Origin of the sequence: Vibrio sp. 10N.222.55.C7 (assembly GCF_041473335.1) — a bacterium.
GTDB classification, from domain to species: domain Bacteria; phylum Pseudomonadota; class Gammaproteobacteria; order Enterobacterales; family Vibrionaceae; genus Vibrio; species Vibrio crassostreae_C.
Map to the genome: position 1 here is coordinate 17430 of NZ_JBFRSC010000030.1, position 14538 is coordinate 31967.

The following is a 14538-nucleotide window of genomic DNA, read 5'->3' on the forward strand; positions in this document are numbered from 1 at the left end:
AAATACTCCAAGTACGGGAAGTTAAATCAACAATTAAGCCGACATGTTCATTAATAGGTAACTTTGGTAGGCCACGAACGTCACAATTAACACGCCGCCTTCAATACGATTCACACTACGAGATTTTCCTAGTGCCATCACAACAAGTAGTAGCGATACGCCTAGCATTACCCAGAAGTCACGACCCATAGCGAACTCGCTCAAGATCGAAGGGTTTAGGATGCCCGGGATACCCATAACAGCAAGGATGTTGAATACGTTTGAACCAATGATATTACCTACAGCCATATCATCTTCACCCTTCATAACGCCGGCTAGTGATGCTGCAAGTTCAGGAAGGCTAGTACCAACAGCAATGATGGTTAAACCAATGACAAGGTCGCTCATGCCGAAGAACTTCGCGATGATCACAGCGTTATCTACCAGCATATCAGCAGCTAAAGGTAGGACGATTAGACCAATCACTACCCACATTGCAGCCTTAGGGTTACTTACGCCTTCAGGGATCTCTGATTCTTGCTCATCAAGGAAAGCATCGCCGTTCTTTTTCTCGCTGCGGCTGATTTGCAACATAGCAAACAAAAACGCGGCAAAAAGAACAAACAACAACACGCCTTCATAGAAGCCTAAATGGTTATCCCACAATAGGGCGCCCGCTAGCAGAGTGACACCGATCATTAATGGTAGTTCACGACGAATCACGCCTGAGCTAATCGATAACGGCTTGATAAGGGCTGTAATACCTAAAATCAGCGCGATGTTGGCGATGTTAGAGCCCAGTACGTTGCCTACAGCTGTATCTGTTTTGCCATCAAGGGCTGCTGTCGCAGAAACCATCATTTCAGGAGCCGAAGACCCCATTGCTAAGATCGTCATACCGATAACTAGTGGTGAAATACCGAAGTTGCGAGCAAGAGCAGCGGCACCGTAAACCAGCTTATCTGCACTCCACACCAAAAAACCTAGACCGATAATAAGAAACGCAATCGCTTCAAGCATGATGATTCCTAAAAAATTAATAAAAACGGAGAATTAACCGCTAATTTTGACCTGTTGCTAGATAAAAGGGAAGTCACTCGGCAAATTAATTACCAGTTAGCAGGCAAGAAAGAGAGATCAATAGATAATTTCCTAATGCTTTCAAATCCCTGCATAGATTCCTGTTTAATATGAATTAATTGAACAGTGCTTTTAATTCTAAAGTAGACTCATTATTATTGCAGCCATAATTGGCGTTTTTTAAAGCAAGGAAACAACAAAAATATGTTGAACACTGAGCTTGTGAAAGTTAAAAACCTCAGCTTCTCACGTGGTGAGCGCGTTATCTTTGATGACATCAGTTTAGAGGTGCCTCAAGGCAAGATAACCGCAATCATGGGGCCGTCTGGGATTGGCAAAACGACTTTACTGCGTTTGATTGGTGGGCAACTGCCGCCAGATGAAGGCGAAATTTGGTTTGATGGCGACAATGTCCCTGCATTATCACGTCGAAAGCTGTATCAAGCACGTAAGAAAATGAGCATGCTATTTCAATCGGGTGCGCTTTTTACGGATCTCAATGTCTTTGATAATGTGGCGTTTCCGCTGCGAGAGCACACTGAACTTAATGAAAAATTCATTCGTACCATCGTATTACTTAAGCTTGAAGCGGTAGGATTACGTGGTGCTGCGCAATTGATGCCGAGTGAGTTGTCTGGCGGAATGGCTAGGCGTGCCGCACTGGCGCGCGCAATCGCACTGGATCCAGAACTTATCATGTACGATGAGCCGTTTGTTGGCCAAGATCCCATCACCATGGGCGTATTGGTTGAATTGATACGAAATCTCAATCAAGCCTTGGGCTTAACCTCGATTGTTGTTTCTCACGATGTGCCAGAGGTGATGAGTATTGCTGATTGGGTTTACCTCATGGCAGATAGCAAGATTATTGCCGCTGGAACACCTGATGAGTTGTACAACAATAGCGATCCGAGAGTGCAGCAATTTTTGCAAGGCGAAGCCGATGGTCCAGTACCATTTAGATTCCCTGCGAAGAGCTTAGAAAAGGATTTGTTTTAATATGATTGTTAAAACTATTGCGGGTGTCGGTAAGCGTACACTTGCGAGCTGTGAGTCATTTGGTCGAGCAAGCCTGATGTTATTTGGGGCTTTGTTTGGCATCCCGCGACTAAAAAACTTCCCCTTATTAGTAAAACAACTTTATAGCGTTGGCGTTCAGTCATTGGCTATTATTTTAGTTTCGGGTCTGTTTATCGGCATGGTGCTCAGCCTGCAGGGCTATGTCGTGTTAATTGACTACGGCGCTGAGGGAAACCTTGGTCAAATGGTCGCGCTTTCACTGTTGCGTGAGTTGGGGCCTGTGGTGACTGCGTTATTATTTGCAGGTCGAGCCGGTTCAGCACTCACGGCAGAGATTGGGTTAATGAAGGCAACAGAGCAGATCTCAAGCCTTGAGATGATGGCCGTTGACCCTCTTAAACGCATTATTGCACCACGTCTTTGGGCCGGGCTTATCTCAATGCCATTGCTTGCTATGATTTTTATGGCGGTAGGTATTTGGGGCGGTCAACTGGTTGGTGTTGATTGGAAAGGCATTGATCACGGCAGTTTCTGGTCTGCGATGCAGTCTTCAGTAGAACTTGGCCGAGATATTGGTAACAGCATGATCAAATGTATGGTCTTCGCTATCACCGTAACTTGGATCGCACTTTTCAATGGTTATGACGCAGTACCGACTTCAGAAGGTATCAGTCAGGCAACCACACGCACTGTAGTGCACTCTTCTCTAGCGGTACTAGGGCTAGATTTTGTTCTTACCGCATTGATGTTTGGGAATTAATCATGCAACAAACTCGAAAATTAGAATTATGGGTCGGCACCTTTGTTATTGCCGGAATTTGCGCAATCTTAATCATGATCTTTCAAGTCGCTGACGTAAAAGGCATAGGTTCGAACCATACTTACAATCTAAAAGCGACCTTTGACAACATTGGCAGCCTAAAAGTTCGTTCTCCAGTGAAAGTGGGTGGCGTCGTTGTTGGACGAGTTAAAAGCATTGAGCTTGATACCGAGAGCTACCTTCCTGTCGTTGAACTGTCTATTGACGGGAAGTACTCACAATTTCCAGATACCTCTAGTGCTCAAATTTTAACATCTGGCTTAATTGGTGAGCAGTACATTAGTCTGGTTCCAGGCTTCATTTTTGATGATGAAGAGATGTTGGTCGATGGTGATTCAATTGAAGACACTAAGTCAGCATTGGTACTAGAAGATTTGATTGGCCAAGTGCTGTATAGCGTTGGTGGTTCTAATGACAGCGAAGCTAAGGAATAAGATAATGTTGAAAACTATTAGTTATTTAAAAGCTATTGGTTACTTGAAATCAATGTTTATGGCGGCAATGGCGTTGCTTATTTCTACCCAAGCCTTTGCTGCAGAATCGATTGACCGTACTCAGCCTTACCAGATGATGACTCAAGTTGCCGAAGTGGCATTTGAGCGTTTGAAGAGTGAACAAGACAACATCCACCAAGATCCAGAGTTATTGAAGGTCATCGTGGAAGAAGAGTTGATGCCTTATGTGAATGCACAATATGCAGCTCTTAAGTTACTTGGACCAAACTTGAAAGGCGCGGATAGAAAAGACGTGGGCGTGTTTATCGATTCATTCCGTAAATACCTTGTTTCTTCTTATGCCCAAGTGCTGACTCAATACACAGATCAGACGATTGAATTTGGTCCAGAACCAAAAATCAAAGCGGATAGCCGCATTACCAGTATCAAGGTCGACATCATCGATACGCCGCGACCAAACATTAAGCTTGAATTTAAGCTTCGCAAAGACAAGAAATCTGGCGAGTGGAAAGCATTTGATATGGTTGCCGAAGGTATTAGCTTGTTGTCGAGCAAGCAATCGGAGTGGAATACTAAGATTCGTCAAGAAGGCATCTTACAAGTTGCAGACGAACTAGAGAAATTAGCCGCACAACCGATTCGTTTTGAGAGTAACAAATAATGAGCCATTCTCAATGGCAAGCACTAAGCTCTAAAGAGTATCAACTGTTCGGTGATTTAGACCGAGACAGTGTCCCTGCAATCTGGCGTATATTGGAAAAGTGGCAAACGACGGAATCGAGCGTTGAAATTGACCTTAGCCATATAAACCGAGTCGATTCAGCAGGAATGGTGATGCTAATTCACTTATTAGAGCATGCAAAAAATCAAAACTGTCATATAATGCTCAGTTTCGTGCCAGAACAATTACGAACGTTGTTCCAATTGAGCAATATCCAGCCAATGATGGCAGAACACATAAAAAATTAGGCAGGAGCTATTTGTGGACAGCACAAAAGTACAAGAATTATTAGCAGAAGCACTGAACCTTCAGGAAATTTTCGTGAAAGGGGAAGGCAGTCATTACGAAGTTGTTGCGGTTGATCCATGTTTTGACGGCATGAATCGAGTTAAGAAGCAGCAACTAATCTACGGCCCACTAATGGAATACATTCAACGCAATGACATCCATGCTCTTTCTATTAAGGCTTTCACGCCGGAAGAGTGGGAACGTGATAAGAAACTGATGTCACTTTAAGGTTTATGATGGAAAAGTTTCGAGTTATTGGATCGGATAAGCCGCTAAGCGGTGAAGTGACGATCTCAGGCGCAAAAAATGCAGCGCTACCTATCTTATTTGCTTCAATTCTTGCTGAAGAGCCAGTGGAAGTAAGTAACGTTCCTCACCTACGTGACATCGATACTACGATGGAACTGCTTAAGCGTTTAGGCGCAAAAGTATCGCGTAATGGTAGTGTTCATGTTGATGGCAGCGAAATTAATGAATTTTGTGCGCCTTACGATTTAGTGAAAACAATGCGTGCTTCTATCTGGGCTTTAGGTCCTCTAGTCGCTCGTTTTGGTGAAGGCCAAGTGTCACTTCCAGGCGGTTGTGCAATTGGTGCTCGACCTGTTGATCTGCATATCCACGGTCTAGAGCAACTAGGTGCGACCATTAAGTTGGAAGATGGTTATGTGAAAGCAAGTGTTGATGGCCGTCTGAAAGGCGCGCACATCGTGATGGATAAAGTAAGTGTGGGTGCCACCATTACTATCATGTGTGCAGCAACGCTAGCGGAAGGAACAACAGTACTCGATAACTCAGCGCGTGAGCCTGAGATTGTTGATACGGCTGACTTCCTAAACAAACTGGGTGCTAAAATTTCTGGCGCAGGTACAGATACGATTACTATCGAAGGCGTTGAACGTCTTGGTGGTGGCCAACACTCTGTGGTTGCTGACCGTATTGAAACAGGTACTTTCCTGGTTGCTGCTGCTGTTTCTGGCGGTAAAGTGGTTTGTCGCAACACCAACGCTCATCTTCTTGAAGCTGCCTTAGCGAAGCTTGAAGAAGCGGGTGCGAAGGTTGAAACGGGCGAAGACTGGATCAGTCTTGATATGACGGGTCGTGAACTGAAAGCGGTGAAAATCGTAACGGCACCTCACCCTGGTTTCCCAACCGACATGCAAGCACAGTTTACTCTGCTTAACATGATGGCGAAAGGCAGTGGTGTTATCACTGAGACTATCTTTGAAAACCGTTTTATGCACATTCCTGAGTTACAGCGAATGGGTGCAAAAGCGGAAATCGAAGGTAACACGGCTATCTGTGGTGAAACGGAAAAACTGAGCGGCGCTCAAGTAATGGCAACGGACCTTCGCGCATCTGCGAGCCTTGTTATTGCTGGCTGTATTGCTCAAGGTGAAACCATCGTTGACCGTATTTATCACATCGATCGTGGCTACGATAAGATTGAAGATAAATTGTCAGCCTTAGGCGCAAACATTACACGATTTAGTGAGTCGAACTAACCTAGGTTAGTGGATTCATGAATCAGTAAGATGAAAACATAAAAGTCGGAACCTTGGTTTCGGCTTTTTTATAGTTGTATTTACCGCGAGTAAATCTATTGCTCATTTTTGCGCGAATAGATGAATCAACTTGGCGGTCGGTGAGGAACAAAATGATAGCAATATTACGTATTTTCGCAGTGGCGATATTTGCGATTCTTATGTTTGTATTTGGTTGTGGTTACTGCCTATTAAGTCCACGCAACCCGAAACACGTATTTACCTTTGGCCGTTATTTCGGTCGCATGTCGAAGATCTTCGGCATGAAGTTAGAGCTTCGCATCCCAGAAGATGCCTACTCTCGCGGCCAACATGTTTATGTGGCGAACCACCAAAACAGCTGGGATCTATTCACGATTTCATCAGCGGTAACGCCAAAAGTGGTAACTGTTGGTAAGAAAAGCCTAGTGTGGATGCCTCTATTTGGTCAGCTTTACTGGTTGACGGGTAACATCCTAATTGACCGTGCTAACCGTAGCAAAGCGGTAGGTACGATTGATCAGGTCGTGACGAGTCTAAAAGAGAGCGATGTTTCAGTTTGGATGTTCCCTGAAGGCACTCGTTCTCGTGGCCGTGGTCTGCTGCCATTCAAAACAGGTGCATTCCATGCTGCGATTGGTGCTGGCTTGCCTATCATCCCTATCGTGTGTAGCTCAACCGGTGGCGTGAAGCTAAACCGTTGGAACAATGGTCACGTGATTGTTGAAATGCTGCCACCAATCAGCACTGAAGGCTACGACAAGTCTAATGTTCGTGAACTGGCTAACCTAGCTCGTGAGCAGATGGCTGCGAAACTTGAAGAGTTAGACAAAGAAGTGGTTGAGCTTAATAAAAAGTAATTATCTAAGCGAAACGATGAACAATAAAAAAGGTTGCCAACGGGGCAACCTTTTTTGTATCTAATAAACACTCAGCATTACGCTAAGTCGTTTATCCGAAGGTGTTTAATCTAGAGATTAAAAGCTATTTGCGAACCGCAATAGCTTCGATCTCGATACCTACATCTTTTGGTAGACGAGCTACTTCAACACATGAACGTGCAGGGTAGTTTGCAACGCCGTGCTCATCGAAGAATTTGCCGTAAACCTCGTTTACTGTGCCGAAGTCGTTTAGGTCTTTAACGAATACCGTTAGTTTTACGATGTCTTTTACAGTCAGGCCTGAAGCTTCAACAACCGCTTGAACGTTGTCTAGAGATTGGCGAGCTTGCTCTGCGATATCAGCAGATACTTCACCAGTTGCTGGGTTTACTGGGATTTGACCAGAAGTCAGTACCATGTTGCCAAGGTCAACGCCTTGTACGTATGGGCCGATTGCAGCTGGAGCAGATTCTGTGTGAAGTACTTTAGTCATTGGTTTATTCCATCAGTTATTAGATAAAAATCAATTTTCAGTGTGCCTTCAAACTTTGGATAGGTAAAGCGCAAAATACCCCGCACAGGCGAGGTATTTGATAGTTTTTACATTCGGTCTGCTTTGCCGTATGACGTTATCTTTCTGTTACGATCTCGCGAGAGAAGACTTTTTCGCAATACTTACACTTCAATCGAATATCTTCTTTCTTTTCAAAGATCTTAAAGCTACTTTCAACCGGTTCATTGTGAGTAATACAGTTGGTGTTTGGACACTCGAACACATCGTTGATTTGCTCAGGAAGTTCTAGTGGTAGTTTCTTAACCACTTCGTAATCTTCGATTTGATTCACTGTTGCGTGAGGCGCATAAAGTGCCAGCTTGCTCGCCTGTTCTTCTGTGATAAACACATTCTCAATCTTGAGCAGGTCTTTTCCGCCTAGTGCAGAAGACGGTAGATTCAGGCCAATCGTCACGCGCTGATGAGAATTGTGCATGTCGAACAGTTTTAGAACCTTGATCCCGATATTGGCTGGGATATGGTCGATAACAGTACCGTTTCTGATTGCTTCAACTTTTAATTGAGTCTCTTTAGACATTATATCTCTCCTCTACAGCGTTTCGTTAAGAACAAGGGCTAGCAATGCTTCACGGGCGTAAACACCATTCTCTGCTTGCTGGAAGTAGTAAGCGTAAGGTGTTTTATCGACATCGACAGTAATTTCATCAACGCGAGGAAGAGGGTGCAGAACCTTCAGGTTATCGCGTGCATTTTCCAGCATCGAAGCGGTCAGGATGTATGCGGATTTTATGTGCGCGTATTCTGACTCATCGAAGCGCTCTTTTTGAACTCGAGTCATGTACAAGACATCTAGTTCAGGAATCACATCTTCCATGTCCGTCAATAGTTGGTACTTGATGCCCGCTTCATCAAGCTCTTCGCAAATGTAGTCTGGCATCGCTAGTGCTTCTGGAGCCACGAAGTAGAAACAGATGTTGTCGAATTTTGCTAGTGCTTGAGTCAACGAGTGAACCGTACGGCCGTACTTAAGGTCACCAACGAATGCAACGTTTAGGTTGTCGAGGCGGCCTTGTGTCTCAGCTATAGAGAATAGGTCTAATAACGTTTGTGTTGGGTGTTGGTTTGCGCCGTCACCTGCGTTAATAACAGGAACACCGTTTGAGAACTCAGAAGCCAGACGCGCTGCGCCTTCTTGAGGGTGACGCATCACGTAAGCGTCAACGTATGAAGAGATAACCTGTACCGAGTCCGCTAGCGTTTCGCCTTTCTTTGCCAAAGAAGTGTTACCACCACTGTCGAAACCAATCACATCACCACCGATGCGTTGAATCGCAGTTTCAAAAGAGAGACGAGTTCGCGTAGAAGGTTCGAAGAAGCAGCTGGCAACAACTTTGTTCTTGATGAGTTCTGGGTTTGGCTCAGCCTTTAGCTGACCTGCCGTTTGAACAATTAATTCTAGCTCTTCACGAGAAAGCTCTGGAATTGAGATGATGTGCTTTTGATAGAGCGAATTCGCCATGATCTTCTTCCCCACAATAATGTATTGGCCATAAAAAAGCCCCCCATAATGGGAGGCTTTAAAAAAGTGCTGAAAAGCAGAATAGACGGCCTGGTAAGCATCTTAGCTTACGAGCAATATTTGGTGTTTTCACAATATTACTATGTGTTATCACAATATTGGTTGGCGTCATTTTCACTACTCTCAGACAAATTGCCGAGAATTATACGCTTTCAATTTGTGAGCGCAAGCGATTACATCAAGCTTTTGTTTACTTTCATTATTGTCTATTGACCAAGCGTCGCGACCATCACCGCCTTGATGGTGTGCATGCGATTTTCAGCTTCATCAAATACAATCGAGTAGTCAGATTCAAACACTTCGTCAGTCACTTCCAAGCCGTTCATTCCATACTTGTCAGAGACTTGCTGACCAATCACAGTTTCATTGTTGTGGAAAGCGGGTAGGCAGTGCATGAACTTCACTTGAGGGTTACCAGTTAGCTTAATGACATCCATATTCACTTGGTATGGTTTCATTACCGCCACACGTTCGTCCCAAGCTTCAGGGGCTTCGCCCATCGAAACCCAAACATCGGTGTATAGGTAATCACAACCTTTGACGCCTTCAGCAACGTCTTCAGTTAACGTGATTTTTGCGCCAGTGTTTTGCGCAATGGTTTGGCACTCTTCAACAAGCTGCTCTTCTGGCCAAAAGGCTTTTGGCGCGACAAGGCGAATATCCATGCCCATCTTCGCGGCTCCGACTAACAGAGAGTTACCCATGTTATTGCGTGCATCGCCTAGATAAGCAAAGCTGATTTGGTGTAGATGCTTCCCGCGGCCATGCTCAAGCATAGTGAGGAAATCAGCCAAGATCTGAGTAGGGTGGAACTCATCGGTTAAGCCATTCCAAACCGGCACGCCCGCATAAGCGCCTAAGTCTTCAACGATACTCTGACCAAAGCCACGATACTCGATGCCATCGTACATGCGTCCCAATACACGCGCCGTATCTTTCATTGATTCTTTTTGACCAATCTGAGAACCAGAAGGGCCAAGGTAAGAGACTTGAGCACCTTGATCAAAGGCGGCCACTTCAAACGCACATCGTGTTCGAGTTGATGCTTTCTCGAAGATCAAAGCAATGTTTTTGCCGTTGAGTTTCTTCTGCTCAGTGCCTGCATACTTAGCTTTTTTTAGGTCAGCAGACAGGTCGAGTAAAAACTGAATCTCTTTAGGAGTAAAGTCGAGAAGTTTTAGAAAGTTACGATTGCGAAGATTAAAGGCCATCTCTCGCTCCTTGCGTATATAGAATCAATGAAGAACTTAGTTAAACATAAAAATGCTATATTTGTGAATATTTATTTTATTAATTTGATAAAAAAGGCCAGTAAATGAATACTGGCCTAGATAAGATTATTGAGTCTGTTTAACTGAGCTCTTTGACTTAGATACCATCTCTTTCGATAGGGCAACTCATACAGCGCGCGCCGCCACGACCACGGCCTAGCTCGTTGCCAGGAATCGTTAGAACTTCGATACCCGCTTTGTCGTATTTCTCATTGGTGTAAACATTACGTTCATAACCAATCACGGTACCTGGTTTCACTGTCAGTACGTTGTTAGCGTCATTCCACTGTTCACGCTCAGCTTCGTAGTTATCACCGCCGGTAGTGATGATCTTCAGTTGATCAAGGCCTAGTGCGCCTTCAATCGCTGACAGGTAGTTTTCAGCTTTCTCGACACGCATTTCGCCGTTTTCTTTTGGCGTTAAGCGCCAAGTGTCGAGGTCTTTACGAACGATCTCTGGATAGACAGAGAACGTGTCGATATCCATGTGTGTCATCACCGTATCAAGGTGCATACAAGAGCGGTGTTTTGGTAGATCGATCGCAATCACTTCGCTCGCTTGGCCTGATCTAAATAGGCTAGCCGCTAGGTTTTCGACACCTTGTGGTTTCGTACGCTCTGAAATACCAACCAGTACCGCACCTTTACCGATAACCAGTACGTCACCGCCTTCAATGTTAGCGTTGTCGTAGTGAAGGTCTTCGTCACCAAAGTACTTAATGAAATCTTGGCCTGCGAACACTGGGTGCCAGCGGTAGATAGCACGCAGGTGGTTCGTTTCACGTTGACGTGCAGGCTTCATCATTGGGTTAAGCGATACACCACCGTAAACCCAGCAAGAAGTATCTCGCGTAAATAGGTGGTTAGGCAGTGGCTCGATAACGAAATCGAGTGGTCGATGCATTTTAGGCAGCATCGATGATGATTTGATAGGAAGCTCAGAGTAGGCCAAGCCACCGAGTAAGATCGTTGCTAGATGCTCATTATCCATTTGAGCAAGGTAGTTTCTTAAGTCACGGGCGAAAGTCGGCCCATAACGGAAATCTGAGATTTGAGTATTCAGCAACCACTCACGAGCCTGAGATACGGCAAGCGTTTTTACTAGCAGGTCATGCAGCAGTAGTACTTCTACGTCTTGGCTGCGCAGCGTTTCTGCAAAGGCATCATGTTCTTCACCAGCGGCTTCAACGGCAAGTACATCATCAAATAGAAGATCATGACAGTTTGAAGGGGTGAGGTGGGTGAGTGCTCTTTCAGGTCTATTTAGGAGAACTCGTCTCAATTGACCGACTTCGGAGCCAACGTACAGCTTACTCATTTTGCATCCTTACTATTAATCCAGCGTCTATTTATGACAAGCTTGTCCGTAATATGCAAGTTTTGTAGATTGAGTTAATACAAGGTATTTGGGTAATAATTGGTCATAAAACCTGTGATTTTTAAGTTTATACAGATTAAATTCCAACTAACTGGCTATCGAACGGAACAACGTTTTTGAGGATCTATGCTCAATTCGTGGCTTGTTAGAATTGAATTTTGCTTATTAATCGTGATTTTTTATTCACTATTATGCACTTTTTGATAACAAGCTGAGGATTTATGCACCCCAAAAGCGGTTTAGCGTATGCACCTAACGTGACTAATCACGCAAGTTTTATTCAATAAGCCCTAAAGTGGCCACAAAAACGAAATGCTAAAATACGGCGCAGTTAATAAAATGTTGAAAATTTGTTTCTGTGATTTTGATTTCACTTTTGAATTGATATTGGCGCTGCGATCTCGCGATAAACTTACCTTTCTAGGCCTGATCTGGGTGGCTTTTCTGGACGATCCGTGCCATATTTCGTGGCAATCAAATTTGATCTTTTCATAGTCAACACTCTGGAGCAGACACATGTCTCACGAAGATGAATATCTATCAGTAGCGGAATTAATTGAATTTCAAAAGGAAGAGACTCGCGACATCATTACAGCATTAATTGAAGATGGTAGCGATCCTGAAGCTCTATACGATATCGAGCATCACCTATTTGCTGAAGATTTCGATGTGCTTGAGAAAGCGGTTGTTGAAGCATTCAAAATGGGCTTTGAAGTGCTTGAAGCTGAAGAGACAGAAGACGAAGATGGCAATAAGCTACTTTGTTGTGATGCAACGATGCAATGTACTCTGAATGCAGAAGCGATTGATGAGCAAGTTGAGAAGCTTGTAAACCTTGCAGAGAAGTTTGACATTATCTACGACGGTTGGGGCACTTACTACGAAGGTGAAGATGCTATCTACCCAGACGAAGATGATGAAGGCGAAGAGTAATTCTTTCCCAATTTTAAAAAATGCCAGCCTCGAGCTGGCATTTTTTTACCCTCAGAAAAATAAATGTCTTTATATGCATTCATTCATTATAATGCGGTCAAAATTGATCTAGCTCAAGGAATGATATGCGGTTGCTTCTCGATGGTCTTTGGCAAATTTCGCCACTGACGGATCTCTCTATCCCACAAGATGACATCACCTTTCCGGCTCCGTTAAGCTCAAAGCTCCCTGATAGCTTGAGTGAAAGTCAAATTGCAGAGCAAGAGTGGCACCTGATGCACGACATCGAAGTGGATGACGCTATGTTAGCGTGTCCATTTGTTGAGTTAGTGATGGCTGGAGTCGATTATTTTGCTGAAGTTCGACTTAATGGTGTGGCTGTTTTTGATTGTGATGGTAGCCAAGCTGAATACCGTAAAGATATCCGTCCTTATATGCAGTCCGGCCGAAACCGTTTCGAGATCCTTTTCCTTGAAGAAGAGGAGAGCCTATTGCTTGAAGAAGACATGGATGACTCTGTATCTTCACAGGCTATCGCTAAATCTGATTCACGCATCGGGATTTGGCAAGCGCCATACCTGCAGTTCGTTCGAAACGTCAAGCTAGAGCAAGTTGTCACAGAGCAGATCTGGCACCACGGTGGTGGCTGTGAGTTTAAAGTGGATGTTATCTATCAAACGCTAAAGGCGGGGTTAGTATCGGCATCCATCAAGTTTAATGGTATGACTCTCGTGATGCCGATTGATGTACGCGCTGAACATACTGGCGTCGTGTTCCAGGTCGAAGCTCCTATCATTTTTGATATTGAGAATCCTAACCCCAAGTATCTATACCCATTAGAAGTGGTACTTGATGGGCAAGAAGAGAGTTCTTTTGTTGCCTTGAACCCAACTTCTTGCGTCAGTAACTTTTTACGCTAATTCATAATCTTTTAGTGCTACCTTCTTTCGCTATAGCGGCGCATTCTGCTTATAACGATTTGGCCATGACAACCTCACAAGCGTCGTGGCCTGTTTCTCCCCAAGCTGACTCAAGATGCTCAAACCCAAGCTTCTCATAGAGTTTGACCGCAGCACCCAAGCACTCCGTCGTTTCTAAATACATGTGTTGATACCCAAATTGCTTGGCTTGCTTTAAGCTCAAAGCGACAATTCGCTTGGCTAGGCCATGCTCTCGAGTTTGCGGTAAGAAGTACATCTTTTGTAGCTCACACACATTGGGTTTACCTGCTAGAGGGGCAAAGCCACCGCCTCCGACGATCTTTCCGTTGTGTTCGATAACCCAGTACATTGCATTCGCTTGGCTATAGACAGAGTACATATCATCGAGTGTTGGATCGGCTACGCCATAACCTTTATCTTCTGTGAGTCCATGCTCAGCCGAAACTTGGCGAATGATTTGTGCGATGCTTGGGTTGTCTTGCGGTGTAATGGGTCTAAGGGTGAACTCAGCAATTTGTTCCATGATCTGCCTATGAAAGGGTCACTAATATGTGACCCAATATATGGTGACTAAGCATGTTGGTGCAAACAGAATTGTTGTTGTGCCATTTGGTCGCCTGATTTACGTAACCAGACTTTCTCGTGGAAGTAGTAAGCAACGGTATTTAAAGTTGGCTCTAGCAAGGCCATCACACCGCCGATGAAAGCATCTCCAGTCAACAAGTAGACCACGGTAAAGGCAACACTAAAATGGATGCTAGCAAAGCTTGCTGTTTTTAATTTGGTCATCCACTGACGAGCTTTAAGCGCTGGAACTTGAGCCCACGCCTTTTCATGAAAATAGAAGGCAACAGTATTGACAGAGGGCTCAATCATAGCGATTAAGCTACCAATTAAGATGTCGCCTGTTAGTACATAAGCGACACTAAATGCGATAGTAAAATGTAATGCAGCAAAGGTTAGTGTCTTTTTCATGATAATTACTCAATCGTTGTGTTGTTTCGATAGGTCTATTATTGAGAATTATTATCATTAAGTATAATGGGAAGTAGAGATTAATTTGATAGATGAAACCTATCAATCAGTGCGGCTAGAGTGAGAATAGAGTGAGAAGCATTGGAATATTGGAATCAGAGGTATAAAAAAAGGTTCATCGCG

The 14538-nt window shown here is 44.2% G+C and carries 18 protein-coding genes; 10 read left to right on the forward strand and 8 right to left on the reverse strand.

Annotated features, from left to right (window positions below; all coding sequences use genetic code 11):
- Window positions 1-33 precede the first annotated feature (33 nt).
- Entirely contained in the window at window positions 34-999 is a 966-nt protein-coding gene (locus AB4482_RS11745; protein WP_017063737.1) for a calcium/sodium antiporter, read from the reverse strand.
- Window positions 1000-1263: 264 nt separating this feature from the next.
- Here AB4482_RS11745 and mlaF point away from each other — a divergent pair, with 264 nt between their 5' ends.
- The 8 genes from mlaF to AB4482_RS11785 all read left to right on the forward strand — a co-directional run bounded on the left by mlaF (window position 1264) and on the right by AB4482_RS11785 (window position 6743).
- The gene (gene mlaF, locus AB4482_RS11750; RefSeq protein ID WP_171733232.1) at window positions 1264-2058 is read left to right on the forward strand and encodes a phospholipid ABC transporter ATP-binding protein MlaF; all 795 of its coding nucleotides are present in this window, start codon (window positions 1264-1266) and stop codon (window positions 2056-2058) included.
- Between the two features lies 1 nt (window position 2059).
- Window positions 2060-2839, forward strand: a complete 780-nt coding sequence (gene mlaE, locus AB4482_RS11755) for a lipid asymmetry maintenance ABC transporter permease subunit MlaE (RefSeq protein WP_017058920.1) — start codon at window positions 2060-2062, stop codon at window positions 2837-2839.
- Window positions 2840-2841: 2 nt separating this feature from the next.
- Window positions 2842-3333 (forward strand): outer membrane lipid asymmetry maintenance protein MlaD, encoded by a 492-nt coding sequence (gene mlaD / locus AB4482_RS11760; RefSeq protein WP_017058921.1) that lies wholly within the window; start codon window positions 2842-2844, stop codon window positions 3331-3333.
- A 52-nt stretch (window positions 3334-3385) separates the two neighbouring features.
- Entirely contained in the window at window positions 3386-4015 is a 630-nt protein-coding gene (locus AB4482_RS11765) for a phospholipid-binding protein MlaC (protein WP_120459707.1), read from the forward strand.
- Window positions 4015-4323 carry a lipid asymmetry maintenance protein MlaB gene (locus AB4482_RS11770; protein WP_017058923.1) on the forward strand — a complete coding sequence of 103 codons (309 nt, stop codon included), beginning with the start codon at window positions 4015-4017 and terminating at the stop codon, window positions 4321-4323. Before AB4482_RS11765 ends, AB4482_RS11770 begins: the two co-directional genes overlap by 1 nt.
- 13 nt (window positions 4324-4336) lie before the next feature.
- Window positions 4337-4591: a BolA family iron metabolism protein IbaG gene (gene ibaG, locus AB4482_RS11775; protein ID WP_017058924.1), complete on the forward strand. Its 255-nt coding sequence runs from the start codon at window positions 4337-4339 to the stop codon at window positions 4589-4591.
- A gap of 8 nt (window positions 4592-4599) precedes the next feature.
- Window positions 4600-5865: a UDP-N-acetylglucosamine 1-carboxyvinyltransferase gene (murA, locus tag AB4482_RS11780; RefSeq protein WP_017058925.1), complete on the forward strand. Its 1266-nt coding sequence runs from the start codon at window positions 4600-4602 to the stop codon at window positions 5863-5865.
- Window positions 5866-6017: 152 nt separating this feature from the next.
- The gene (locus tag AB4482_RS11785) at window positions 6018-6743 is read left to right on the forward strand and encodes a 1-acylglycerol-3-phosphate O-acyltransferase (RefSeq protein ID WP_017058926.1); all 726 of its coding nucleotides are present in this window, start codon (window positions 6018-6020) and stop codon (window positions 6741-6743) included.
- A 124-nt stretch (window positions 6744-6867) separates the two neighbouring features.
- Here AB4482_RS11785 and AB4482_RS11790 read toward each other — a convergent pair whose 3' ends face one another.
- The 5 genes from AB4482_RS11790 to arcA all read right to left on the reverse strand — a co-directional run bounded on the left by AB4482_RS11790 (window position 6868) and on the right by arcA (window position 11446).
- Window positions 6868-7257: a RidA family protein gene (locus AB4482_RS11790; RefSeq protein ID WP_004735319.1), complete on the reverse strand. Its 390-nt coding sequence runs from the start codon at window positions 7255-7257 to the stop codon at window positions 6868-6870.
- Between the two features lie 136 nt (window positions 7258-7393).
- The gene (gene pyrI / locus AB4482_RS11795) at window positions 7394-7855 is read right to left on the reverse strand and encodes an aspartate carbamoyltransferase regulatory subunit (RefSeq protein WP_017058927.1); all 462 of its coding nucleotides are present in this window, start codon (window positions 7853-7855) and stop codon (window positions 7394-7396) included.
- Window positions 7856-7867: 12 nt separating this feature from the next.
- Window positions 7868-8797, reverse strand: coding sequence for an aspartate carbamoyltransferase (gene pyrB, locus AB4482_RS11800; RefSeq protein ID WP_012604860.1), 930 nt, complete (start codon window positions 8795-8797; stop codon window positions 7868-7870).
- 266 nt (window positions 8798-9063) lie between these two features.
- The gene (locus AB4482_RS11805) at window positions 9064-10068 is read right to left on the reverse strand and encodes an ornithine carbamoyltransferase (RefSeq protein WP_017063738.1); all 1005 of its coding nucleotides are present in this window, start codon (window positions 10066-10068) and stop codon (window positions 9064-9066) included.
- A 157-nt stretch (window positions 10069-10225) separates the two neighbouring features.
- Window positions 10226-11446 (reverse strand): arginine deiminase, encoded by a 1221-nt coding sequence (gene arcA / locus AB4482_RS11810; protein ID WP_372128577.1) that lies wholly within the window; start codon window positions 11444-11446, stop codon window positions 10226-10228.
- 576 nt (window positions 11447-12022) lie between these two features.
- On the opposite strand from arcA, the gene rraB reads away from it, so the two are divergent.
- Window positions 12023-12439: a ribonuclease E inhibitor RraB gene (gene rraB, locus AB4482_RS11815; RefSeq protein WP_017058930.1), complete on the forward strand. Its 417-nt coding sequence runs from the start codon at window positions 12023-12025 to the stop codon at window positions 12437-12439.
- A 125-nt stretch (window positions 12440-12564) separates the two neighbouring features.
- On the forward strand, window positions 12565-13359 hold the full coding sequence (locus tag AB4482_RS11820; protein WP_017058931.1) for a glycosyl hydrolase 2 galactose-binding domain-containing protein: 795 nt from the start codon (window positions 12565-12567) through the stop codon (window positions 13357-13359).
- Window positions 13360-13408: 49 nt separating this feature from the next.
- Here the strand turns inward: AB4482_RS11820 and AB4482_RS11825 are convergent, their stop codons facing one another.
- Together AB4482_RS11825 and AB4482_RS11830 are read right to left on the reverse strand one after the other, a co-directional pair.
- Window positions 13409-13903 carry a GNAT family N-acetyltransferase gene (locus AB4482_RS11825; protein WP_372126910.1) on the reverse strand — a complete coding sequence of 165 codons (495 nt, stop codon included), beginning with the start codon at window positions 13901-13903 and terminating at the stop codon, window positions 13409-13411.
- 47 nt (window positions 13904-13950) lie between these two features.
- Complete coding sequence (locus tag AB4482_RS11830) at window positions 13951-14355, reverse strand: DUF2061 domain-containing protein (protein ID WP_102320268.1); 405 nt, start codon at window positions 14353-14355, stop codon at window positions 13951-13953.
- Window positions 14356-14538 lie beyond the last annotated feature (183 nt).